This is a genomic window from Ramlibacter sp. Leaf400, from assembly GCF_001424545.1.
Lineage (GTDB): Bacteria > Pseudomonadota > Gammaproteobacteria > Burkholderiales > Burkholderiaceae_C > Ramlibacter.
Genome location: NZ_LMQL01000003.1, coordinates 162,291 through 183,632, shown reverse-complemented (window position 1 = coordinate 183,632; position 21,342 = coordinate 162,291). Strand labels below are relative to the sequence as shown.

Here is a 21,342-nt window from a genome sequence, read left to right as displayed (position 1 = left end):
AAGATGATTGCCCCCACGTTCGCTACGCTCTCTGCCCCCCAAGGGGGCGCGCAGCACCCTTCGGGCGGCCGGGCGGGTGCTGCATGAAGCCGATCTGGATCGTTGACGATGACCAATCCATCCGCTTCGTGCTGGAGAAGGCCCTGCTGCGCGAAGAGCTGCCCACCCGCAGCTTCACCAATGCCCGCGAGGTGCTGGCCGCGCTGGAGACCGCCAGCGAGGAGCAGGGGCCGCAGATCCTGGTCAGCGACATCCGCATGCCGGGGGGCAGCGGGCTGGACCTGCTGAACAAGGTCAAGGAGAAGCACCCGGGCCTGCCCGTCATCATCATGACGGCGTTCTCCGACCTGGACAGCGCCGTCTCGGCCTTCCAGGGCGGTGCCTTCGAATACCTGCCCAAGCCCTTCGACCTGCCCAAGGCCATCGAGCTGATCCGCCGCGCGGTCGAGGAAAGCCAGCGCGAAGAGGTCGCCGAGGAGCGCATGAACGGCGCGCCCGAGATGCTCGGCCAGGCGCCGGCGATGCAGGACGTGTTCCGTGCCATCGGCCGCCTGTCGCAAAGCATGGTGACGGTGATGATCACGGGCGAGTCGGGCAGCGGCAAGGAACTGGTCGCGCGGGCGCTGCACAAGCACTCGCCGCGCGCCAACGGCCCCTTCGTGGCCATCAACACGGCGGCCATCCCCAAGGACCTGCTGGAGTCCGAGCTGTTCGGCCACGAGCGCGGCGCCTTCACCGGCGCGCAGACCATGCGCCGCGGCCGCTTCGAGCAGGCCGAGGGCGGCACGCTGTTCCTGGACGAGATCGGCGACATGCCGTTCGACCTGCAGACGCGCCTGCTGCGCGTGCTGTCCGACGGACACTTCTACCGCGTGGGCGGGCACAACGCGGTGAAGGCCAACGTGCGCGTCATCGCCGCCACCCACCAGGACCTGGAGCAGCGCGTCAAGGAAGGCGTGTTCCGCGAAGACCTGTTCCACCGCCTGAACGTGATCCGCCTGCGGCTGCCCGCGCTGCGCGAGCGCCGCGAGGACATCCCCATGCTGGCGCGGCATTTCCTGCAGCAGTCGGCCAAGCAGCTGGGCGTGGAGCCCAAGCGCATCTCCGAAGCCGCGCTGGTGCGGCTCGGCACCTTCGCCTTCCCGGGCAACGTGCGGCAGCTGGAGAACATCTGCCACTGGCTGACGGTGATGGCGCCGGCCCAGCTGATCGAACCCAAGGACCTGCCGCCCGAAGTGATGGCGGGTGCGCCGGAGGCCGTGACGGCGCGGGCGCCGGTGGAGTCGGCGGCGCGTCCCGTGGAAGCTTCGCCCGTGACGGCACCCGTGCCGGCCGTGGCCGGGGCGGTCGAGCCCGGCAACTGGGAAGCCGGTCTCGAGGCGGAAGCCATGGAACTGCTCGCGTCCGGCCGCCACGACGTGTGGGACACGCTGAACAAGCGCTTCGAGTCGCGGCTGATCCTCACCGCGCTGGCGAACACGCGGGGACGACGGATCGAAGCCGCGCAGAAGCTGGGCATCGGCCGCAACACGATCACGCGGAAGATCCAGGAACTGGGGCTGGAGTAAGCCCCGAATACTCCCTCCCCCATCGGGGGAGGGCAGGGGTGGGGGCGCAATGCGACAACCGCTGTCGCCTCGGGCCCTGAAATGTCTCCCGGGGCGCCCCCACCCTAACCCTCCCCCGGAGGGGGAGGGAATCTCAACTCAAATCTCGACCGTCACCGGCGCGTGATCGCTCGGTTGCTTCCACTTGCGCGGCACGCGGTCGATCGCACACGACTTCACGTCCCCCCGCAGCGCCTCGCTCACCAAGATGTGGTCGATCCGCAGCCCGCGGTTCTTCTGGTAGCCCAGCATCCGGTAGTCCCACCAGCTGTAGCTCTTCTCCGGCTGCTCGAACAGGCGAAAGCCATCGCACAGCCCCAGCTCCAGCAGCTTGCGGAAATGCTCGCGCTCTTCCTTCGTGTGGTGGATGGTGTCGCGCAGGCCCTCCGGGTCGAAGGAGTCGCGGTCCTCCGGCGCGATGTTGAAGTCGCCCAGCAGCACCAGCCGCTGGTGCCGGCGCAGCTCGTCGCAGACGTAGGCGTTGAGTCCGCCGAGCCAGTTCATCTTGTAGGTGAACTTCTCCGTGCCCGGCGCCTGGCCGTTGACGAAGTAGCCGTTGACCAGCCGCAGCTCGCCCTGCGGCGCATCGATCGTCGCCGCGATCACCCGCGAATGCTCGTCCTCGAAGCCGGCGATGTTCTTCGCGATGTCGCGCACCGGGGTGCGGCTCAGGATCGCCACGCCGTTGTAGGTCTTCTGCCCGAACACCGCGCAGTGCTCATAGCCCGCCGCCTGCAGTTCCAGCAGCGGGAACTTGTCGTCGGTGAGCTTGAGCTCCTGCAGGCAAAGCACGTCCACCGGGTTGGCAGCGAGCCAGTCCAGCACGTGCTGCAGGCGCGCGGTGAGCGAGTTGACGTTCCAGGTCGTGATCTTCATGCGCGCCGCTCGTAGGTGATGAAGCTGTAGGGCTGGCCCGTCGCGGAGACATGGTCCTGCCGCGCGGCCTGCGCCCACTCGGGCCCGAGCTCCGGCGCGTAGGCATCGCCTTCGAAGTCGCCGTCCACCAGCGTCACCTCGACACGATGCGCCAGCGGCAGCGCCTGCCGGTAGATCTCGGCACCGCCCGTGACCCACACCCGCGGCGCGCCGGCGCACAGCGCGATGGCGTCTTCCAGCGACGCGGCCCGTTCGGCGCCCGGCTCGTTCCACTGCGCTTGGCGCGAGACGACGACATTGCGCCGCCCCGGCAGCGGCCGGAACTTCGGCGGCAGCGAGTCCCAGGTCTTGCGGCCCATGATGACGGGGCAGCCCATCGTCACCGCCTTGAAGTGCGCCATGTCTTCGGGCAGCCGCCAGGGCAGCTGGTTGTCCTTGCCGATGACGCCGTTGCGCGAACGCGCGTAGACCAGGCCCAGCTCGGTCACACCGCCACCGGCGCCTTGATTGGCCCGTGGCACTGGTAGTCCAGCACCTCGAAGTCCTCGTACTCGTAGTCGAAGATCGTGGACGGGCGGCGCTTGATGTTGAGCACCGGGTAGGGGAAGGGCTGGCGCGAGAGCTGCAGCTCCACCTGCTCGTGGTGGTTGCTGTAGATGTGGCAGTCGCCGCCGGTCCAGATGAAGTCGCCCACGCCCAGGTCGCACTGCTGCGCCATCATGTGCGTGAGCAGCGCGTAGCTGGCGATGTTGAACGGCACGCCCAGGAAGATGTCGGCGCTGCGCTGGTACAGCTGGCAGGACAGCTTGCCGTCCGCGACGTAGAACTGGAAGAAGGCGTGGCAGGGCGCCAGCGCCATCTTCGGGATGTCGGCCACGTTCCAGGCGCTGACGATGATGCGGCGCGAATCCGGATTGGTCTTGATCGCCTTGATCGCCTCGGCGATCTGGTCCACGTGCCCGCCGTCCGGCGTGGGCCAGCTGCGCCACTGCACGCCGTACACCGGCCCGAGGTCGCCGTCCTCGCGCGCCCACTCGTCCCAGATGGTGACGCCGCGCTCGCGCAGCCGGTTGTTGTCGCTGGAGCCCTCCAGGAACCACAGCAGCTCGTGGATGATGGACTTGAGGTGGACCTTCTTGGTGGTCACCAGCGGGAAGCCCTCGTTCAGGTCGAACCGCATCTGGTAGCCGAACACGCTGCGCGTGCCGGTGCCCGTGCGGTCCGTCTTGGGCGTGCCATGCGTGTGGACATGGCGCATGAAGTCTTCGTACTGGGATCGGACGGGGTGCGATGGATTCATTTTGGTAACCACGAATCAATAGGTTCGGTACTTCGCGAGCGGAAGCCCCTCGGCAGCGATGCGAGAGTTGTACTCGGCGATCGCTTCATGGTTCACCTCATGCCAACGTTCCCAATAGCGCCGGCTCACATCTGTAGCGAACTGCTCGTCTGAAGCAGGAGGCATGTTCATCCCGAGTGAGCGGGCCATCTCCTGAATCTTGCTGTGGAGCGAGCAGATCTTGCTCACGTCATCAATCTTCGGCATCGAGATTCTTTCGCACGACCGCACAAATCATATGCGCACGACCCGCCCCGGGTTCAGGAGGTTCTTCGGGTCGAGCGCCAGCTTGAGACTCCGCATCATCGACAACGCCACCGCCGACTTGTACAGCGGCAGCTTGTCCACCTTGAGCGACCCCACGCCGTGCTCCGCGGAGATCGATCCGTCGAACTTGTGCACCTGGTCGTGCACGATCGCGTTGACCTGTTCTTCCTTCTCGTTGAGGAAAGCCAGGGCATCGCCGTGCTCGGGTGCCTGCACGTTGTAGTGCAGGTTGCCGTCGCCCAGGTGGCCGAAGTTGACCAGGCGAACGCCGGGGATGGCGGCCGCGAGCAGCGCGTCGGTCTCCTCGCAGAACGCGGGGATGCGCGAGATGGGCACCGAAATGTCGTGCTTGATGTTCAGGCCTTCCTCGGCCTGCGCCAGCGGGATGGTCTCGCGCACGTGCCACAGCTGGTGCGCCTGCGCTAGGTTCTCCGCGACCACCGCGTCGGTCACCAGCCCCATTTCGATCGCCGCTTCCAGCAGGCCCTCGAACTGGCCGCGCGCATGCGCCTCCGACTCGTGGTCCGAGTTCTCGATCAGCACGCCCCATGGGCTGTCCTGCACGAAGGGCACGCGCAGCTGCGGGTGGTGCCTGGCGACCAGCGACAGGGCGAACTGCCCCATCACCTCGAAGCCGGTGAGGCCTGCGCCCAGCCGCTCGTGCGCCAGTTCCAGCAGGTACACCGCATTGGCCATCGAGGGAACGGCCGCCCAGGCGGTGAGGGCGGCGGCCGGCCGCGGGTACAGCTTGAGCGTCGCGGCGGTGATGATGCCCAGCGTGCCTTCGCTGCCGATGAACAGCTGGCGCAGGTCGTAGCCGGTGTTGTCCTTGCGCAGGCCCGCCAGGCCGTCCCAGACCTCGCCCTGCGCGTTGACCACTTCCAGGCCCAGGCACAGCTCGCGCGCATTGCCGTAGCGCACGACCTGCGTGCCGCCGGCGTTGGTCGCCAGGTTGCCGCCGATGGTGCAGCTGCCTTCGGCCGCCAGGCTCAGCGGAAACAGCAGGCCGGCGCCATCCGCCGCCGGCTGCACCGTGTGCAGGATGCAACCGGCTTCCACCGTCATGGTGAGGTTCTCGCGGTCGACCGAACGCACGGCCGTCATGCGCTGCAGGCTCAGCAGGACCTGCCGGCCGCTCTCGTCCGGCACGCCGCCGCAGACCAGGCCGGTGTTGCCGCCCTGGGGAACGATGGACACGCCGGCCGCCGCGCAGGCCCGCACCACGGCCGCCACTTCGGCGGTGCTGCCGGGCCGCACCACGGCCAGCGCCTTGCCGCGCACGCGCTTGCGCCAGTCCTGCTCCCAGGCCGTGAGGTCGCCCTCGGTGAGGACCTGCGCCGGTCCGACGGCGGCGCGCAGTTGCTCGATCAATGCGGCGGTCATCGCGCTCCCCTGGGACCCAGGCGCATGCGCACGTGGAGCGCACACGCGGTGAACAGCATCAGGCACAGCACGACCTGCAGCGCCGGCAGCCAGGGCGGCGCGACCGGGTCGTTCCACAGGCGCATCACGCCCTCGGTGAAGTACAGCCACACCAGCAGGCTCACCCACCGGTACGTGTACATGCGGTAGCGCAGCAGGCCGGCCAGCGGGAAGAGGAGGGGCAGCACCTTGATCGCCCACAGGCGGTTGGGCAGCGGCGCCAGCCACAGCTCCCAGGCCAGGCCCAGCACGATCAGGCCTGCGATGCTGCCGATCGCCAGGGCCCGGATCCGGCGCAGTTCGGGAGAGGCCGCGACGGCGGCGGAGGAAGTCGGGTCCATGGGCGATGGCATCATAGCGGCCGATGAATGTGGCCCTGCTGCTCGCCGATCTCCAACGCTTCCCCTGGTTGTCATCGGCTCGCACGCTGCGCGAGCGCGTTCGCGAAGACCGCCTGGGCCTGACCGCCAGCAGCCTGACCTTCACCACCACCATCGCCCTGGTGCCGCTCTTCACCGTGGCCCTGGCGCTGTTCAGCGCCTTCCCCATCTTCGGGAAGATGCAGGTCGCGGTGCAGCAGTGGCTGGTGCAGAGCCTGGTGCCCGACGCCATCGCGCGGCAGGTGCTGGGCTACCTCACGCAGTTCGCGGGCAAGGCCAGCCGCCTGGGCGCCGTGGGCCTGGCGGTGCTGCTGGTGTCGGCCATCGCGCTGGTGCTCACCATCGACCGCACTCTCAACACCATCTGGCGGGTCAAGCGCCCGCGTCCGCTGCCCCAGCGCGTGCTGATCTACTGGGCCGTGCTGACGCTGGGGCCGTTGCTGGTCGGGGTGAGCCTGAGCGCCACCTCTTACGCGCTCTACGCTTCGCGCGGGCTGGTGCGCGGCATGCCGGGCACGCTGCAGTTCGTGCTGGACCTGCTGGAGTTCGGCCTGATCGCCGGGGCGCTGACGTGCCTGTACCGCTTCGTGCCCAACACGCCGGTGCGCATGGCGCATGCGGCGGCGGGCGGCGTCTTCGCGGCCCTGGGCATCGAGCTGGCCAAGCGCCTGCTCGCCTGGTACCTGAACCTGGTGCCGACCTATTCGGTGGTCTACGGCGCTTTCGCCACCTTCCCGATCCTGCTGGTGTGGATCTACCTGGCCTGGCTGGTGGTGCTGGTCGGCGCCGTGGTGGCCGCCTACCTGCCGGGCATGCTCGGCGCGGGACGGCGCCCGCCCACGGGCCAGGGCTGGCAGTTCCAGCTGGCTTTGGAGGTGCTGCAGCAGCTGCACCGCGCCCGCGTGTCCGCACGGCGGGGCATGAACGTGGATGAACTGGTGGCCGCCACCGACGTCGATGCCCTGCAGCTGGAGCCGGTGCTGGAGACGCTGGTGCAGCTGGACTGGGTGGGCCGCCTCAACGAAGTGGACGACGACGTGGCCACGCGCTACGTGATGCTGGCCGACGTGGACTCGACCTCGGTGGAGCCCCTGCTGCGGCACCTGCTGCTGCCGCGCACCGCCGCGACGGCGGGCCTGTGGGACAAGGGCGGCTGGTCGCGCCTGTACCTGAAGGACGTGGTCTAGGAGACCGCGCCTAGAACGGGATCTTCCCGCTCCAGATGTCCTTGTACATGACCCAGTCGCCCATGAAGCTGTAGAGCGGGCGCTTGAAGCTGGCCGGCCGGTTCTTCTCGAAGCCGAAGTGGCCGATCCAGGCGAAGCCGTAGCCGGCCACCAGCCCCGCCAGCAGCCAGAGCCAGTTGCCCGTCACCAGCAGCATCGCCAGGCAGGCCAGTGCCAGCGTGGAGCCGACGAAGTGCATGCGGCGGCAGGTGCGGTTGCTGTGCTCGCTCAGGTAGAAGGGATAGAACTCGGCGAAAGAGTGCAGCGCACGCGGATCGACGGCGGCGCCGGAAGTGGTGGTCGTGCCCATGCTTCGTCTCCTGTCGTTGTGAAGCCCAGTTTAGGCGACCGCGAAAGGCGCGTGCAGGAAGCCGCGAAAGCGCGCCCGCCCGCCGCGCACCGGCGGCGCCGCCAGCCGGTAACCGGGGAACCGGGCCAGGAAGCGTCCGATCGCCACGCGCCCCTCCAGCCGCGCCAGGCTCAGTCCCGCGCACTGGTGGATGCCGAAGCCGAAGGCCAGGTGCCGGTTGTTCGCGCGGGCCAGGTCCAGCTCGTCGGGACGCTCGAACTGCGCGGGGTCGCGGTTCGCCGCGCCGATGCACAGCGTGACCAGCGCGCCTTCTTCCAGGCGCACGCCGCCGACGTCCATGGCCTTCACCGCGCGCCGATTGCCCAGCTGGTTGGACGACTCGAACCGCAGGAACTCGTCCACGGCCACCGTCATCACCGGTTCCAGTGCGTTCCAGTCCGGCTGACGCCCGATCGCGCGCAGCAGCGATTCCTTCTGCGCCGGCCACTCCTGGAGCGCCACCAGCGCATTGCCGATGAGGTTGGTGGTGGTCTCGTGCCCGGCGTTGAGGATGAAGATGCAGTTCTGCAGCAGCTCGGGCTCGCTGAGCTGCTCGCCGCCCTGCTCGCCCTGGATCAGGCGGGTCAGCACGTCGTGCTCCGGGTCGCCCGGTTGCCGGCGCCGCTGCGCCACCAGCACGCGCAGGTAGTCGAGCATCTCGGACACGCTGCGGTTGCCGCGCTCCTCCTGCTCGGGCGTGAGCCGGGGCTCCAGCGCGCCCAGGATGACCAGCGACCAGTCGCGCAGCGGGCCGCGCTCCTCGTGCGGCACGCCCAGCAGGTTGCCGATGATCTCCACGGGGATGGCCGCGGCGAAGTCCTCGATCAGGTCGCCGCCGCCTTGCGCCTGGAGGCGGTCGAGCAGCCCGTCGACCAGCCCCACCAGGCCGGGCTCCATCCCGGCGATGGCGCGGCGGGTGAGGGCGCCCATGATCAGCTTGCGCACGCGGGTGTGCAGCGGCGGGTCGTTGAACACCAGGCTGGTCGTGTGGTGCGCCAGCAGCGCGGAGCCGGCGCCGTACTTGGGCGTGAACTCCACCTTCTTGTCCGAGCTGAAGCCCTGGGCGTCGCGGTACACCGCCACCAGGTCGGCGTAGCGCGTGAGGAACCACGAGCCGTCGGGCATGCGCCGCACCGGCTCGTGCTCGCGCAGCGCGGCGTAGACGGGGAAGGGGTTCGCGTAGAAGTCGGCGGGCAACGCACGCAGGTCGAAAGCGGCGGCGATCTCCCGCGCCCGTTCGGAACTCATCGTCGGCGTGATGGGTGCGGCGTTCATCGGTCGGAAGGGATGGGTTGCAGTCGTTCGTCGGCCAGCCCCACCAGCAGCGCGCGGCCGTCGGGGAGCACGCGGAACTCGCCATAGCGGGCGCGCTGCCAGCGCTCGGCGTCGCCCTCGCGGAAGAACCAGGCATCGGTGACGATCATCCAGCGGCCGCCGCGGGGCGTGAGCTCGATGCCGATCTCGCCCGGCGCCCGCGGCGAGTCATCGCCCACCACCCGCAGCAGCTGCGCGACACCACGGGCGTCCAGCGTCGCGACCACCTGCGGACGGCGCAACGTCACCGGCGCCTCCTGGAAGCGGCCCGCATCGGGCAGCGGCCAGTTCAGGCGCATGAAGTCGCCCTGCATCAGCGAACGCGGATCGACCGGCGCCAGCTGCACGTAGACCTTGCGGCCGTGGGCGATCAGGTCTTCCTTCTGCCAGATCGCGAAGTTGGCCACGGCCAGCGTGGCGATCGCGGCGAACGTGGCGAGCAGGACCGGCGTGCGTGAATGCGGTGCGGCACGGCCGGGCGGGGCCTCCGGCTTTTCGCCTGCGCGCCAGGCCAGCGCCGCCAGCAGCGCACCGGCGCCGGCCAGCACCACCGCCTTCTGCGCGAGCGGCCACTGCAGCTGGTAGTAGAAGCTGCCCAAGATCCATGCGGCCGCCAATCCCGCGACGGCGGCCAGCCGGGCGCGGCCACTGGTCGCGGTCAGCGACAGCGCGAACAGCACGCCGCCCAGCGCCGGCAGGAAGCCGCTGAGCCCGATCAGCACCAGCGCCACGCCGGCCGAGCGCGCCGTGCGCAATTCGGGCCAGCGCCGAGCGGCCCACGCCGCGCCCGCGGCGGCGAAGACGACGGACGCGGCCTGCAGCATCGGCCAGTCGGCGTCCCGACGCCGCCCGGGTGCGACTTCACCCGCCAGCTCGCCCCAGAAGCCCAGGCTGCCGCCGACCAGGAAGGTCATGCCGGACCAGGCGGCCAGGCCGGCCAGCACAGCGATCGCCCAACCGGCCCCGAACGACTCGACCACGGCGGCCGATTCCGCGCCCGCCCGACCGGACTGCTGCCAGCCCAGGGCCGCCGCCCAAACCAGCAGGGCCGCCTGCAGGGCCAGCGCCATCGGCAGCATCGCCGACCTGCTGCTCCAGTTCTCGCCATGGAGCAGTGCGACGACGAGGCCGGCCCCCAGCGCGCCGAGCAGCAGCCGCAGCCAGGGCTTGCGAAGAGCCACCGCCAGCGACACGCAGACCGCCAGCAGCAGCACCGAAGCCGCCGTGTGCGGCAGGTCTCGGTACAGGCCCATCGCCAGCGACCCGCCACCCACCAGCAACAAGGGGAACGCCAGCTGCTCCACGAACACCGGCAGCCGCTCCGACCGCAGCAGCGCCGCGGCGCCCCCCAGCGCGGCCACGCCGACGACGTAGGCCCCGACGCCCTGCGTCATCAAGGGCCCGAGCAGCGCACCGAAGAATCCCAGCAGCGGGATCGCCGCCAGCCAGGCGCCCAGCGCCGTCAGCAGCACCACCGGCCAGGGGCGGCCCTCGTCGGGCGTCGCCGAGGCTTCGCGTGGCAGCAGGCCCCGGGCCACGCCGGCGCGCACAGCGCGCGTGAGCGCCTCGTTCATTCCGAGTCCTCCGCGCGAGGCACCGACCCGTGCGTGCGCGCCAGCCGCAGGATGAACTGCACCGACGCCGCCAGCAGCCCCGCGGCCGCCAGCCCGATCAACAGCATGCGGCCGAACGGATCGGATCCCGCGCCTTCGAACAGCAGGCGCGCCAGCCCGGCCACCAGCAGCGTGTCCAGCGCCAGTGCGACCACGCTCAACGCGAAGATGTCGAAGGTCCGCCGCTGCGCCAGCACGGCGCCGGCCGCGGCGAGCAGCGCGGTGCCCAGCCAGAAATGCGGCGCGATCGGCGAACGGAACAGGGCGCCCAGCGCGCCCGCGACCACGGCCACAACACCCAGCGACACGGCGGTCCGGAAGGCCCAGGGTCCGGCGCCGGTCCAGCGCGATCCGGCGGGCGAGAGCGCGGCCGCCACCAGGCCGGCGGCGATCCAGGCCGTGCCGAACGTGCCCACGTCCTGCGGCGTCACGCGCCAGCGGTGGCCGGTGTGCGCGAAGGTCCAGAGCGCTATCGCCGTCAGGGCGACCAGCGCCCAGGGCGCCCACAGCACGTCGCTGCGCACGGCCAGGGCCAGCGGCAGCGCCAGCACGGCCCACAGCGCGAACAGCTGCCAGGCGTCGGCGCCGGTCTGGTAGGTCTGGCCGAAGTACGCGAACAGTCCGCCGATGCCGAGCAAGGCGGCCAGCGCCGCCGGTGCGCGCAAGGCCGGCCGCAGCGCCGCGGCGAGGCAGGCCACCCCCACCACCGACTGCAGCAGGGCGAAGCGCCCCAGGCGGCCCAGCGTGTCCCAGTTGGCCGCCAGCCAGAGGATCAGGCCCAGGCCCACCAGCGCCGCGGCCAGCACCGCGACGCCACGCCACAGCCCGCGCTGCAGGCCGGCGGGCGGCTGGTCGAGTCCCGCTTCGCGCACCAGCACCGCCACGCCCCCGGGCGGCACGCCGTGGCGACGCGCGAGGTCGTAGAGCGCCAGGCGGGTGTTCATTGGATAACCTCCGTGCTGCGCACTGCGGTGCGAGCCCCTTCGGGCGGCCGGGCGGGGCTCATGCCGGCAGGAAATCCTTCAGCGCCGCGAGCACGGCATCGGGCGCCTCCGTCATCATCTGGTGGCCGGCGTCGACGACGACCGTGCGGCCGTCCCGGGCCCGCGACTGCAGCGACTGCGCGGCCCGCGGCGGGGTCATCGCGTCGTTGCGACCGAGCACGAAGAGCACCGGGCAACCCACCTCCTGCATCGCGGCGTCGCCGCCCTGGTAGCTGTCGCAGGCGACGAAGCCCCGGTGGAACACGTTCACGCGCGGATTGCTGGCCAGCACCCGCCGCATCAGCGCGCGCGAGCCGCCGTACAGCCAGGTGCCCGGGCCCAGCGAGGAGGGCGGCGGCGCCAGCATGGAATGCGAGAACACATTGACCATGTCGATCGCCTTCATCGGCGCGTGCTGCGAGTTCTCCAGCAGCGCGGGCGACACCTTCATCGGCGCCGCGACGCCACAGAGCGCCAGGCGGCTGATGCGTTGCGGCGCACGGGCCGACGCCTCCAGCGCGACCAGCGCGCCGAAGCTGTGCCCCACCAGCGCCGCCTTCTCCACCTTGGCCGCATCGAGCAGGTCCAGCGTGAACTGCGCCGCTTCCTCCACCGATGCCGGCGGCTCGCCGCCGCTGCGGCAATGCCCGGGGAGATCGGGCGCCAGCACGTTCCAGCCGTGGTGGGCGAAGTAGCGCGTCTGCAGGCCCCAGACGCTGTGGTCGTTGAGCACGCCGTGCAGGAACACCACGGTGGGTTTCTCGGGAGCGAAGGGCTTGCCGCCGGTGTAGCAGTAGGCCGGCTGGCCGCGGACGGTGAGTTCCATGATCAGGCCTTCTCCGCCGCCTTGAGCGCGCGCTTGAGGTCGTCGATCAGGTCGTCCGGGTCTTCCAGCCCGATCGACAGGCGGATCGTGCCCTGCGTGATGCCGGCGCCGGCGAGCGCCTCGTCCGTCATGCGGAAGTGCGTGGTGCTGGCCGGATGGATCACCAGCGAGCGGCAGTCGCCCACGTTGGCCAGGTGGCTGAACACCTTCAGCGTCTCGATGAACTTGCGGCCCTGGGCCCGGTTGCCGCGCATGTCGAAGCTGAAGACCGAGCCGGCGCCGCGCGGCAGCAGCTTCTTCGCCAGGGCATGGCTGGGGTGCGACTCCAGCATCGGATGGCCGACGCGCTCGACGAAGGGCTGGGCCGCCAGGAACTCGACCACCCGCTGCGTGTTGCGCATGTGGCGCTCCATGCGCAGCGGCAGGGTCTCGATGCCCTGCAGGATGAGCCAGGCCGTGTGCGGGCTCATGCTGGCGCCGAAGTCGCGCAGGCCCTCGCGCCGCGCGCGCAGCAGGAAAGCGCCCACGGTCGACTCCTCGCTGAACACCATGCCGTGGAAGCCGTCGTACGGCGCGGTGAGTTCGGCGAACTTGCCCGAACGCTCCCAGTCGAAGCTGCCGCCGTCCACGACCACGCCGCCGATCACCGTGCCGTGGCCCGACAGGAACTTGGTGGCCGAGTGGTAGACGAGGTGGGCGCCATGGTCGAAGGGCTTCATGAGCCAGGGCGTCGTGAAGGTGGAGTCCACCAGCAGCGGCACGCCCGCTTCTTCGGCGATGGCGGCCACCGTGGGGAGGTCCAGCACGTCCAGGCCGGGGTTGCCCACGGTCTCGCCGAACAGCAGCCGGGTGTTGGGCCGGATCGCGGCGCGCCAGCCGTCGATGTCGCCCGGCTTCACGAAGGTGGTGTCGATGCCGAAGCGGCGCATCGTGTAGTGCAGCAGGTTCTGCGAGCCACCGTAGAGCGCCGTGCTGGCCACGATGTGCGAGCCCGAACCCATCAGTGTCGCGATGGACAGGTGCAGCGCCGCCTGGCCGCTGGCGGTGGCGATGGCGCCGATGCCGCCTTCCAGCGCCGCCACCCGCTGCTCCAGCACAGCGTTGGTCGGGTTGCTGATGCGGGAATAGACGTGGCCGGCACGCTCGAGGTTGAACAGCGCCGCCGCGTGGTCGCTCGATTCGAAGACGAACGAGGTGGTCAGGTGGATGGGCACGGCGCGGGCGCCGGTGGCCGGGTCGGGCGCGGCGCCGGCGTGCAACGCGAGCGTGTCGAAGCCGGGGTCGGAATAGCCGGGCATGGAGGTCTCCTCGGGTCCCTGTCTCGTTGTGTGCGCTCGGGATTGTGGGCTATATTCATCCGCACCCGCACCCGCCACCGCTGCGCGACGGGCCACGAGGAGACATCCATGAAGGTCAGCGACATCCTGCGCGTCAAGGGCAGCACGCTCTACACGGTCGCGCCCGACGAGCCCCTGTCGCGCGCGATCGAGACGATGGCCGACAAGGACATCGGTTCGCTGGTGGTGATGGAACACGGCGACCTGGTGGGCATGCTCACCTTCCGCGAGGTCATCCAGTGCATCGTCGCCAACGCCGGGGTGGTGGGCGACCGCCTGGTGCGCACCGCGATGGACGACCACCCGCTCACCTGCACCTTCGAGACCGAGCTGGACGAGGTGCGCCGCATGATGCTGGACCGCCACGCGCGCTACATGCCGGTGATGGACAAGCGCATGCTGATGGGCGTGATCAGCCTCTACGACGTCGCCCGGGCGGTGGTCGACAGCCAGAACTTCGAGAACCGCATGCTCAAGGCCTACATCCGCGACTGGCCGAGCGGCGAAGACGCCCAGCCCACGGCGCAGCTGTAGCCTTCATCCCAGCGAAGTGTCCCCGTCATCCCCGCGGAGGCGGGGATCCAGTGCTTCTTCCCGCAAGCGTCTGGAATAATCCCGCCCCATGAGCGGCAACACCTTCGGCACCCTGTTCGCGGTCACCAACTTCGGTGAGTCGCACGGGCCCGCCATCGGGTGCGTCATCGACGGCTGCCCACCGGGCATGGACCTCTCGGAAGCCGACATCCAGCCCGACCTGGACCGCCGCCGCCCCGGCACCAGCCGCCATGTCACCCAGCGGCAGGAGGAGGACAAGGTCGAGATCCTCTCCGGCGTCTATGAAGGCCAGACCACCGGCACGCCGATCTGCCTGCTCATCCGCAACACCGACCAGCGCAGCAAGGACTACGGCGAGATCGCCCGCACCTTCCGCCCCGGCCACGCCGACTACACCTACCTGCAGAAGTACGGCCTGCGCGACCCGCGCGGCGGCGGCCGTTCCTCCGCGCGGCTGACCGCGCCCATGGTGGCGGCCGGCGCGGTGGCCCGCAAATGGCTGGCGCGCCAGCACGGCATCCTGTTTCGCGGCTGCATGCAGCAGCTGGGCGAGATCGAGATCCCCTTCGAGTCCTGGGACCACGTGGCGAACAACCCGTTCTTCGCGCCCGTGGCCGACGTCTCGCGGCTGGAGGCGTACATGGACGCCCTGCGCAAGTCGGGCGATTCCTGCGGCGCGCGCATCCGGGTGACGGCCAGCAACATGCCCACCGGGCTGGGCGTGCCCCTGTTCGACAAGCTGGACGCCGACATCGCCTGGGCCATGATGGGCATCAACGCCGTCAAGGGCGTGGAGATCGGGGCCGGCTTCGCCAGCGTGGCGCAGCGCGGCACCACGCACGGCGACTCGCTCACGCCCCAGGGCTTTTCCACCAACAACGCCGGCGGCGTGCTGGGCGGCATCAGCACCGGCCAGGACCTGGAGGTCTCGATCGCGGTCAAGCCCACCAGCTCCATCATCAGCCCGCGCGACACCATCGACCTGCAGGGCCAGCCCACGCAGGTCGTCACCAAGGGCCGCCACGACCCCTGCGTGGGCATCCGCGCCACGCCGATCGCCGAAGCCATGCTGGCGCTGGTGGTGATGGACCACGTGCTGCGACAGCGCGCGCAGAACGCCGACGTCCAGCCGCCGCTGCCGGCCATCGCGGCCTCGTTCCTCTGAGCGCCGTGGCTTCGCAGGAGGCGCCGACGGGGCGCCAGCTGGCGCCGTTCGCCGCGCTCTCGGCGACCTACTTCGCCCACATCGGCTTCTTCAATCCCTACCTGCCGCTGTGGCTCAAGGACCTGGGGCTGCCGATCGTCGTGATCAGCCTGCTGGCCTCGGTGCAGTCGTTCACCCGGGTGTTCGCGCCCTATGCGTGGGGCGCGCTGTCCGACCACACCGGCGAACGCGTGCGCCTGCTGCGCTTTTCCGCGGCGGTGGCGCTGGCCTCTTCGGCCGGCCTGTGGGTGGAGGGTGGCGCGTGGTGGATCGGCCTGGTGCTGCTGGTGCTCTTCACCCACACCAGCTCGATGATGTCGCTCACCGAGGCGGCCATGGCCAACCTGGTGGCCGGCGACTGGGGGCGCTACGGCAAGGTGCGGCTGTGGGGCTCGGTGGGCTTCATGGTCACGGTGTTCTCGGCCGGCGCATGGTTCGAGCGGTTCGGCATGGGCCATTTCCCGGCCTGGACCGCCCTCACGCTGGCCGGCGTGCTGGCCTGCACGCTGTGGCTGCCCGACGTGCGCGAGAAGGTCCACCATTCGCACGCGCGCGGCGAACCGGTCGGCCCGGTGCTGCGCCAGCCGGTGGTGCGCTGGTTCTTCGCCTCGCTGCTGTTCCACGTGATGGCGCACTTCGCCATCTACGGCTTCTTCTCGCTCTTCCTGGACGCGCGCGGCTACAGCAAGGCCATGATCGGCGCGCTCTGGGCGGTCTCGGTGGTGGTGGAGATCGCCTGGTTCTTCTCGCAGGGGCGCCTGCTGCGCCTGCTGCCCATGACCCGCTGGCTGTGGATCTGCGGCGCGGCCGCGGTGGTGCGCATGGCGCTGACCGGCGCCGCCGCCGACTGGCTGGTGGCGCTGTTCCTGGCCCAGGTGCTGCACGCGCTCACCTTCGCCACCCACCACACGATCTGCATCGCGATGGTGACCCGGCATTTCCCCGGCCGCCTGCGCGGGCGCGGCCAGGCCCTGTTCACCGTCATCGGCTACGGTTTCGGCGGCGTCACCGGGGTGGTGGCGGGCGGGGCACTTGCGTCGCGTTTCGGGTTCGAAGCGATGTACGGCGCCGCCACCGCGCTCGCCCTGGCGGGCACCGCCTGCGCCTGGCGCACGGATCGGCTGGAACGGCGGCTCGCACCGGCTTGATGCGGTTTTCGGAAGGCTCGGCCGCCGCACGGCTGAGTTGGGGGATGCAGCAAACCCCATGGCCGAGCAATTCCCGCTACGCTTCCGAGCTCCAGCCGCCATGTCCGCCCAACCCGCCACCCCGACCCACCCGCCGCCGCAGACCGGTGCGGGCGGCGCCGTGGCGGCCGCACCGGCCGACGTGGCCCACCTGGTCGAGACGCTCAAGCAAAGCGAGGAACGGCTGCAGCTCGCGCTGGAGGCCGGCGGCATGGGCATCTGGCAGATCGACCTGCCCACCGGCCGCAGCACCTGGTGGCCGGGGATGGAGCGCCTGCATGGCCTGCCCGAAGGCGCGGAGCCGCTGCACGGCGCCAGCTACTTCGAGGCGGTCGATCCGCGCGACCGCGAGCGGCTGCGCGAGGCCCTGAGCGAATCGGTCGAGCGCACCGGCTGGCACCGGCTCGAATACCGCGTGGTCTGGCCGGACGGCCGCGTGCGCTGGCTGGAGGCGCGTGGCCGCGTGCGGCGGGACGCCGATGGCCAGGCCGTGTCCATGGCCGGCGTGTGCCTGGACATCACCCGACGCAAGCACAAGGAGCAGGACCTGGAGTTCCTGGCCGAGGCCAGCGCCGAACTGGCCGGCGTCAACGACTCCCAGGAAACGCTGGACCGCATCGCCCAGCTGGCGGTCCCGCGCTTCGCCGACTGGTGCGCGATCGACCTGCTGCAGGACGGCAGCCTGGACCGCGTGGCCGCCGCCCACGTCGACCCGGCCAAGGCGGACCTGGCGTTCGACCTGCACCGCCGCTACCCGCCCGACCCCGACAGCCCCACCGGCACGTGGGCGGTGGCGCGCAGCGGCCAGGGCAACCTGGTGGAGGAGATCACCGACGAAGTGCTGCAGGAGGGCGTGAGCGACCCCGAGCTGCTGGCCATTCTGCGCACCCTGGGGCTGTACTCGTACATCGGCGCGCCGCTCAACGTGCGCGGCCGCACGCTGGGCGTGATCACCTTCATCACCACCGAATCGCGCCGACGCTACGACCTGGGCGACCTGGCGCTGGCCGAGGACCTGGCGCGGCGCGCGGCGGTCGCGATCGACAACGCCCACCTGCTGGAGGCGTTGCGCGAGTCCGACCGCGCCAAGGACGTCTTCCTGGCCACGCTGGCGCACGAGTTGCGCAACCCGCTGGCGCCGATCTGGAACGGCCTGTCGATCATCAAGCGGGCCAAGGGCGACCCGCAGCGCATCGAGCAGGTGGGCGGCATCATTGAGCGGCAGGTCGGCCAGCTCTCGCGGCTGGTGGACGACCTGCTGGACGTCTCGCGCATCAGCACCAACAAGATCGAGCTCAAGCAGGAGCCCACCAACCTGGTCCACGTGATCGGCACGGCGGTGGAGATCAGCCGGCCGCACATCGAAGCCGCGCACCACAAGCTGTCGATCTCGTTCCCCGACGAGGCCACCGACCTGGTGGCCGACCCGGCCCGGCTGGCGCAGGTGTTCTCCAACCTGCTGAACAACGCCGCCAAGTACACGCGGCGCGGCGGCCGCATCGAGGTGGCGGTGGAGGCGCACGAGGCCGAACTGGTGGTCTGCGTGAGGGACAACGGCAGCGGCATCGCGCCCGAGATGCTGGGCAAGGTGTTCGGCCTCTTCACCCAGGTCACCCACCCTTCCGAGGGCCGGCAGGGCGGGCTGGGCATCGGCCTGTCGCTGGTGGAGGGCCTGGTTCGCCTGCACGGCGGCACGGTGGAGGCCAACAGCCCCGGCCTCGACCAGGGCAGCGAGTTCGTCGTGCGGTTGCCGCGCCAGCGCCGCGAGACGCTCGCGGCCGCCGCCAGCCCGCCGCGCGAGGCGTCGGCGGACGCGCCCCCGGCGCACACCCGGCGCCTGCTGGTGGTGGACGACAACGAGGACGCCGCCGCCACCGTGGCCGAGCTGCTCAAGATGTCGGGCAACGATGTGGTGGTGGTGCACGACGGCCGCTCCGCCGTCGCGCAGACCCAGGAATTCCGGCCCGACGTGGTGCTGCTGGACATCGGCCTGCCCGACATCAGCGGCTACGAGGTGGCGCGGCGCATCCGCAAGCTCGAGGGCGTTCGCCAGCCCATCCTGATCGCGCTCACCGGCTGGGGCCAGCAGCAGGACAAGGAGGCCGCGCAGCAGGCGGGCTTCGACCACCACTGGACCAAGCCGGTGGACCCGCAGCGGCTGCAGGAACTTTCGAGCCGTTGAGGCGCTCCGGCAGGGGATGTTCCAGTCCTTCCGAGATGTCTTCGCCGCCCTGCGCGGCGACCCCGTGGCCGCCGGCCCCGCCGGCGGCCCGGCCGCCTTGCGCCTGGCCTGCGCGGTCCTGCTGGTGGAGGTGATGCGGGCCGACCCCGAGATCACCGCCGGCGAGCGCCAGGCGGTGCTGGAGGCGCTGCGCCGGCGTTTCCCGCTGGGCGACCGGGAGCTGCACGAGCTGGTCGGCCTGGCCGAGCAGGCGTCACGGAGCGCGTCCGACTTCCACCAGTTCACCTCGCAGCTGAACGACGAGCTGGACCAGCCGGCCAAGGTGGCGGTGGTGGAGACGATGTGGCAGGTGGCCTATGCCGACGGCGCCGTCGATGCGCACGAGAACCACGTGATCTCGCGCATCGCCGGCCTGCTGCATGTGACGCACGGCGAGTACATCGCCGCCAAGCTGCGCGCCCGGCAGGCTGCCGGACTGTAGGCCCGCTCCGACGCGGGCGGACCGCGAAGTTCTACAGCCTCCCTCCGGGCCGCTCGCAATAGTGGCGGTTTGCATGCAGGAGGCTCCCCCATGGACCGGAAACCCAGCGCCAGGGAAGGCGCGCGCGGCGGCACCAACGAAGCCGCCGCCGAGAAGCAGCGCGACATCCAGCGCGAGCAGGACCGCAAGGACGAAGCCAAGGCCCGCGCCAAGGAGCAGGGCCTGGAAGTCAAGCCGCCACCGAAGACGCCGCCGACGGGACTGCGGCCGCAGCCCGACGAGCTGCCGGCCCAGCACCTGGAGAAACCGGGGCTGGAGGCCGACATGGACCTCAAGCCCCGCTTCTACGCGCCCGACTACCGCGGCAGCGGCAAGCTCAAGGGCATGGTGGCGCTGATCACCGGCGGCGACTCCGGCATCGGCCGCGCGGTGGCGGTGCTGTACGCGCGCGAAGGCGCCGACGTGGCCATCGTGTACCTGAGCTCGCACGAGGACGCGCAGGAGACGAAGAGCTGGGTCGAGAAGGAAGGGCGCCAGTGCCTGCTGATCCCCGGCGACGTGAAGGACTCGGCGTTCTGCCGCGAAGCCGTGGACAAGACCGTGGCCGAGTTCGACCGGCTCGACATCCTGGTGAACAACGCGGCCTTCCAGGAGCATGCGGATTCGCTGGCCGACATCACCGACGAGCGGCTGGAAGAGACCATGAAGACCAACATCTTCGGCTACTTCTACATGGCGCGCGCGGCGCTGCAGCACCTCAAGCCCGGCGCTTCCATCATCAACAGCGGCTCGGTGGTGGCCCTGCGCGGCAGCGCCAACCTGCTGGACTATTCGGCCACCAAGGGCGCGATCCACGCCTTCACCATGTCGCTGGCCTCCAGCCTGCTGCCCAAGGGCATCCGGGTGAACTGCGTGGCGCCGGGGCCGGTGTGGACGCCGCTCAACCCGGCCGACCAGACGGCCGAGAAGGTGGCCGAGTTCGGCAAGTCCAGCGACATGAAGCGGCCCGCCCAGCCCGAGGAACTGTCGCCGGCCTATGTGTTCCTGGCCTCGCCCGCCTGCGCGAGCTACATCACGGGGATCGTGCTGCCGGTGACGGGCAGCGTGGGCGGCACCTGAGGTGCGGGGCCCCGGGCCTCAGGTCGCGGGCTCGCCGCGCTCGTTGACCGTGACCCAGAAGCCGTGGGCCTGGCGCATGCGGCGGCGCAATTCGTCGTAGTCGGTGGCCTTGCCGACGTACGCGTTGGCCCCGCTGGCGTAGCACGCGGCGATGTCGCCCTTCTCGGTCGAGGAGGAGTGCATCACCACGGGCAGGACGGCCGTGCGGCGGTCGGCGCGGATGGCGCGCAGCACCTCCAGGCCGTGCATGCGCACCAGCTTCATGTCCAGGATCACCAGGCGGGGCTGGCGCGAGGTGTCGCGGCCCGCGTGGCGGCCCCGGCCGAGCAGGAAGTCCAGTGCTTCCACGCCGTCCGCGGCGGTGGCGATCTGCCCCGGGTCGCAGCATTCGGCGAGCGCCATGACGGTGAGTTCGAGGTGGTCGGGGTTGTCGTCGACCACCAGGATGGCGGGATCCTTCATCGACGTGTCCGATCAGCTTGTCGTCGGCCCGCGGCCAGCGCCGCCTGCGCCGCGGCGATGCAGCGGCGCAGGGCAGGGTTGTCTTCGACGATGAAAGCGTGAAGGGGCAAGCCGCGTCTCCGGTGCGCATGCTCGCGCAGCCGAAATGATGGCACGGCCGGCCGGCGGCCGGCCTCCGGTCCGCCCCCAGTCGCTGTCAGCCGACTCGCACTTCGATGCGGCGGGGCTTGGCCGCCTCGGCCTTCGGGATGGACAGGCGCAGCACCCCGTCCTTGAGCTGGGCCTCGATGCGCGAGGCGTCCAGTTCGCGGCTGAGGGTGAACTCGCGCCGGAAGGCGGGCACCTGCGCCTCGCCGTAGACGATGTCCATGTCGCCGGGGCCGGCCACTTCGGCCGTGCCCTCGATCAGCAGGTTGTCGCCGTCCACCCGCACGCCCAGCCGCTCGCGGCTCACGCCGGGCAGGTCGGCCAGCAGGGTGATGCCGGACTCGTCCTCGAACACGTCGACCGGCGGCACCACGTGGGGCGCCGGGGTCGCCTGATCCGCGGCCGGGCGGCCGGTGGTGGTGGCCGCGCGGGCGCCGCTGTTCTGCACCTGGTTGCTCATGGCGTT

General features: G+C 70.6%; 22 protein-coding genes. 8 read left to right on the top strand and 14 right to left on the bottom strand.

All coding sequences use genetic code 11. From position 1 onward, the window contains the following. The first annotated feature begins 83 nt into the window (after positions 1-83). Positions 84-1,568 (top strand): nitrogen regulation protein NR(I), encoded by a 1,485-nt coding sequence (ntrC, locus tag ASG30_RS03730; protein ID WP_055892827.1) that lies wholly within the window; start codon positions 84-86, stop codon positions 1,566-1,568. 138 nt (positions 1,569-1,706) lie between these two features. On the opposite strand, the gene xth is transcribed toward ntrC, so the two are convergent. Genes xth through ASG30_RS03700 form a run of 6 tightly spaced genes read right to left on the bottom strand, consistent with a single transcriptional unit; the run spans position 1,707 to position 5,852 of the window. Next, positions 1,707-2,483 (bottom strand): exodeoxyribonuclease III, encoded by a 777-nt coding sequence (gene xth / locus ASG30_RS03725; RefSeq protein ID WP_055892825.1) that lies wholly within the window; start codon positions 2,481-2,483, stop codon positions 1,707-1,709. Beyond that, positions 2,480-2,971, bottom strand: a complete 492-nt coding sequence (locus ASG30_RS03720; protein WP_055892822.1) for a dihydrofolate reductase — start codon at positions 2,969-2,971, stop codon at positions 2,480-2,482. Before ASG30_RS03720 ends, xth begins: the two co-directional genes overlap by 4 nt. Next, the gene (locus ASG30_RS03715; RefSeq protein ID WP_082521873.1) at positions 2,968-3,783 is read right to left on the bottom strand and encodes a thymidylate synthase; all 816 of its coding nucleotides are present in this window, start codon (positions 3,781-3,783) and stop codon (positions 2,968-2,970) included. The genes ASG30_RS03720 and ASG30_RS03715 overlap by 4 nt, the downstream gene beginning before the upstream one ends. A 15-nt stretch (positions 3,784-3,798) precedes the next feature. Continuing rightward, entirely contained in the window at positions 3,799-4,029 is a 231-nt protein-coding gene (locus ASG30_RS03710; protein ID WP_055892816.1) for a type II toxin-antitoxin system CcdA family antitoxin, read from the bottom strand. Positions 4,030-4,056: 27 nt separating this feature from the next. Then, complete coding sequence (locus ASG30_RS03705) at positions 4,057-5,472, bottom strand: FAD-binding oxidoreductase (RefSeq protein ID WP_055892812.1); 1,416 nt, start codon at positions 5,470-5,472, stop codon at positions 4,057-4,059. After that, positions 5,469-5,852, bottom strand: coding sequence for a DUF2069 domain-containing protein (locus tag ASG30_RS03700; protein WP_235579731.1), 384 nt, complete (start codon positions 5,850-5,852; stop codon positions 5,469-5,471). Before ASG30_RS03700 ends, ASG30_RS03705 begins: the two co-directional genes overlap by 4 nt. A gap of 23 nt (positions 5,853-5,875) precedes the next feature. Between ASG30_RS03700 and ASG30_RS03695 the strand changes: the two genes are divergently transcribed. Then, entirely contained in the window at positions 5,876-7,078 is a 1,203-nt protein-coding gene (locus tag ASG30_RS03695; RefSeq protein ID WP_055892807.1) for a YihY family inner membrane protein, read from the top strand. 10 nt (positions 7,079-7,088) lie between these two features. Here the strand turns inward: ASG30_RS03695 and ASG30_RS03690 are convergent, their stop codons facing one another. The 6 genes from ASG30_RS03690 to ASG30_RS03665 are packed head-to-tail and all read right to left on the bottom strand — an operon-like array spanning position 7,089 to position 13,500. Next, on the bottom strand, positions 7,089-7,427 hold the full coding sequence (locus ASG30_RS03690) for an Mpo1-like protein (RefSeq protein ID WP_055892804.1): 339 nt from the start codon (positions 7,425-7,427) through the stop codon (positions 7,089-7,091). 30 nt (positions 7,428-7,457) lie between these two features. Further along, a complete protein-coding gene (locus ASG30_RS03685; protein WP_082521872.1) occupies positions 7,458-8,741 on the bottom strand; it encodes a cytochrome P450 in 1,284 nt (427 codons plus the stop codon). Continuing rightward, positions 8,738-10,354: a GDYXXLXY domain-containing protein gene (locus tag ASG30_RS03680; RefSeq protein ID WP_055892803.1), complete on the bottom strand. Its 1,617-nt coding sequence runs from the start codon at positions 10,352-10,354 to the stop codon at positions 8,738-8,740. Before ASG30_RS03680 ends, ASG30_RS03685 begins: the two co-directional genes overlap by 4 nt. After that, positions 10,351-11,337, bottom strand: a complete 987-nt coding sequence (locus ASG30_RS03675) for a DUF2157 domain-containing protein (protein ID WP_055892795.1) — start codon at positions 11,335-11,337, stop codon at positions 10,351-10,353. Before ASG30_RS03675 ends, ASG30_RS03680 begins: the two co-directional genes overlap by 4 nt. A gap of 58 nt (positions 11,338-11,395) precedes the next feature. Further along, complete coding sequence (locus ASG30_RS03670) at positions 11,396-12,202, bottom strand: alpha/beta fold hydrolase (RefSeq protein ID WP_055892791.1); 807 nt, start codon at positions 12,200-12,202, stop codon at positions 11,396-11,398. A 2-nt stretch (positions 12,203-12,204) separates the two neighbouring features. After that, positions 12,205-13,500, bottom strand: coding sequence for an O-acetylhomoserine aminocarboxypropyltransferase (locus tag ASG30_RS03665; protein WP_055892788.1), 1,296 nt, complete (start codon positions 13,498-13,500; stop codon positions 12,205-12,207). Positions 13,501-13,608: 108 nt separating this feature from the next. On the opposite strand from ASG30_RS03665, the gene ASG30_RS03660 reads away from it, so the two are divergent. From ASG30_RS03660 to ASG30_RS03635, 6 genes are all read left to right on the top strand, one after another. Further along, entirely contained in the window at positions 13,609-14,073 is a 465-nt protein-coding gene (locus ASG30_RS03660) for a CBS domain-containing protein (protein ID WP_055892786.1), read from the top strand. Positions 14,074-14,161: 88 nt separating this feature from the next. Further along, positions 14,162-15,259: a chorismate synthase gene (aroC, locus tag ASG30_RS03655; protein ID WP_055892783.1), complete on the top strand. Its 1,098-nt coding sequence runs from the start codon at positions 14,162-14,164 to the stop codon at positions 15,257-15,259. A 5-nt stretch (positions 15,260-15,264) separates the two neighbouring features. Continuing rightward, positions 15,265-16,446 (top strand): MFS transporter, encoded by a 1,182-nt coding sequence (locus tag ASG30_RS03650; protein WP_055892781.1) that lies wholly within the window; start codon positions 15,265-15,267, stop codon positions 16,444-16,446. Positions 16,447-16,546: 100 nt separating this feature from the next. Continuing rightward, positions 16,547-18,667, top strand: a complete 2,121-nt coding sequence (locus ASG30_RS03645) for a hybrid sensor histidine kinase/response regulator (RefSeq protein ID WP_055892777.1) — start codon at positions 16,547-16,549, stop codon at positions 18,665-18,667. 16 nt (positions 18,668-18,683) lie between these two features. Continuing rightward, positions 18,684-19,148, top strand: a complete 465-nt coding sequence (locus ASG30_RS03640; protein WP_055892772.1) for a tellurite resistance TerB family protein — start codon at positions 18,684-18,686, stop codon at positions 19,146-19,148. Positions 19,149-19,238: 90 nt separating this feature from the next. Next, the gene (locus ASG30_RS03635) at positions 19,239-20,267 is read left to right on the top strand and encodes an SDR family oxidoreductase (RefSeq protein ID WP_055892769.1); all 1,029 of its coding nucleotides are present in this window, start codon (positions 19,239-19,241) and stop codon (positions 20,265-20,267) included. A gap of 18 nt (positions 20,268-20,285) precedes the next feature. Here the strand turns inward: ASG30_RS03635 and ASG30_RS03630 are convergent, their stop codons facing one another. Both ASG30_RS03630 and ASG30_RS03625 read right to left on the bottom strand, forming a co-directional pair. Then, positions 20,286-20,729, bottom strand: a complete 444-nt coding sequence (locus tag ASG30_RS03630) for a response regulator (RefSeq protein ID WP_055892768.1) — start codon at positions 20,727-20,729, stop codon at positions 20,286-20,288. Between the two features lie 196 nt (positions 20,730-20,925). Next, on the bottom strand, positions 20,926-21,336 hold the full coding sequence (locus tag ASG30_RS03625) for an Hsp20/alpha crystallin family protein (protein WP_082521870.1): 411 nt from the start codon (positions 21,334-21,336) through the stop codon (positions 20,926-20,928). Positions 21,337-21,342: the final 6 nt, after the last annotated feature.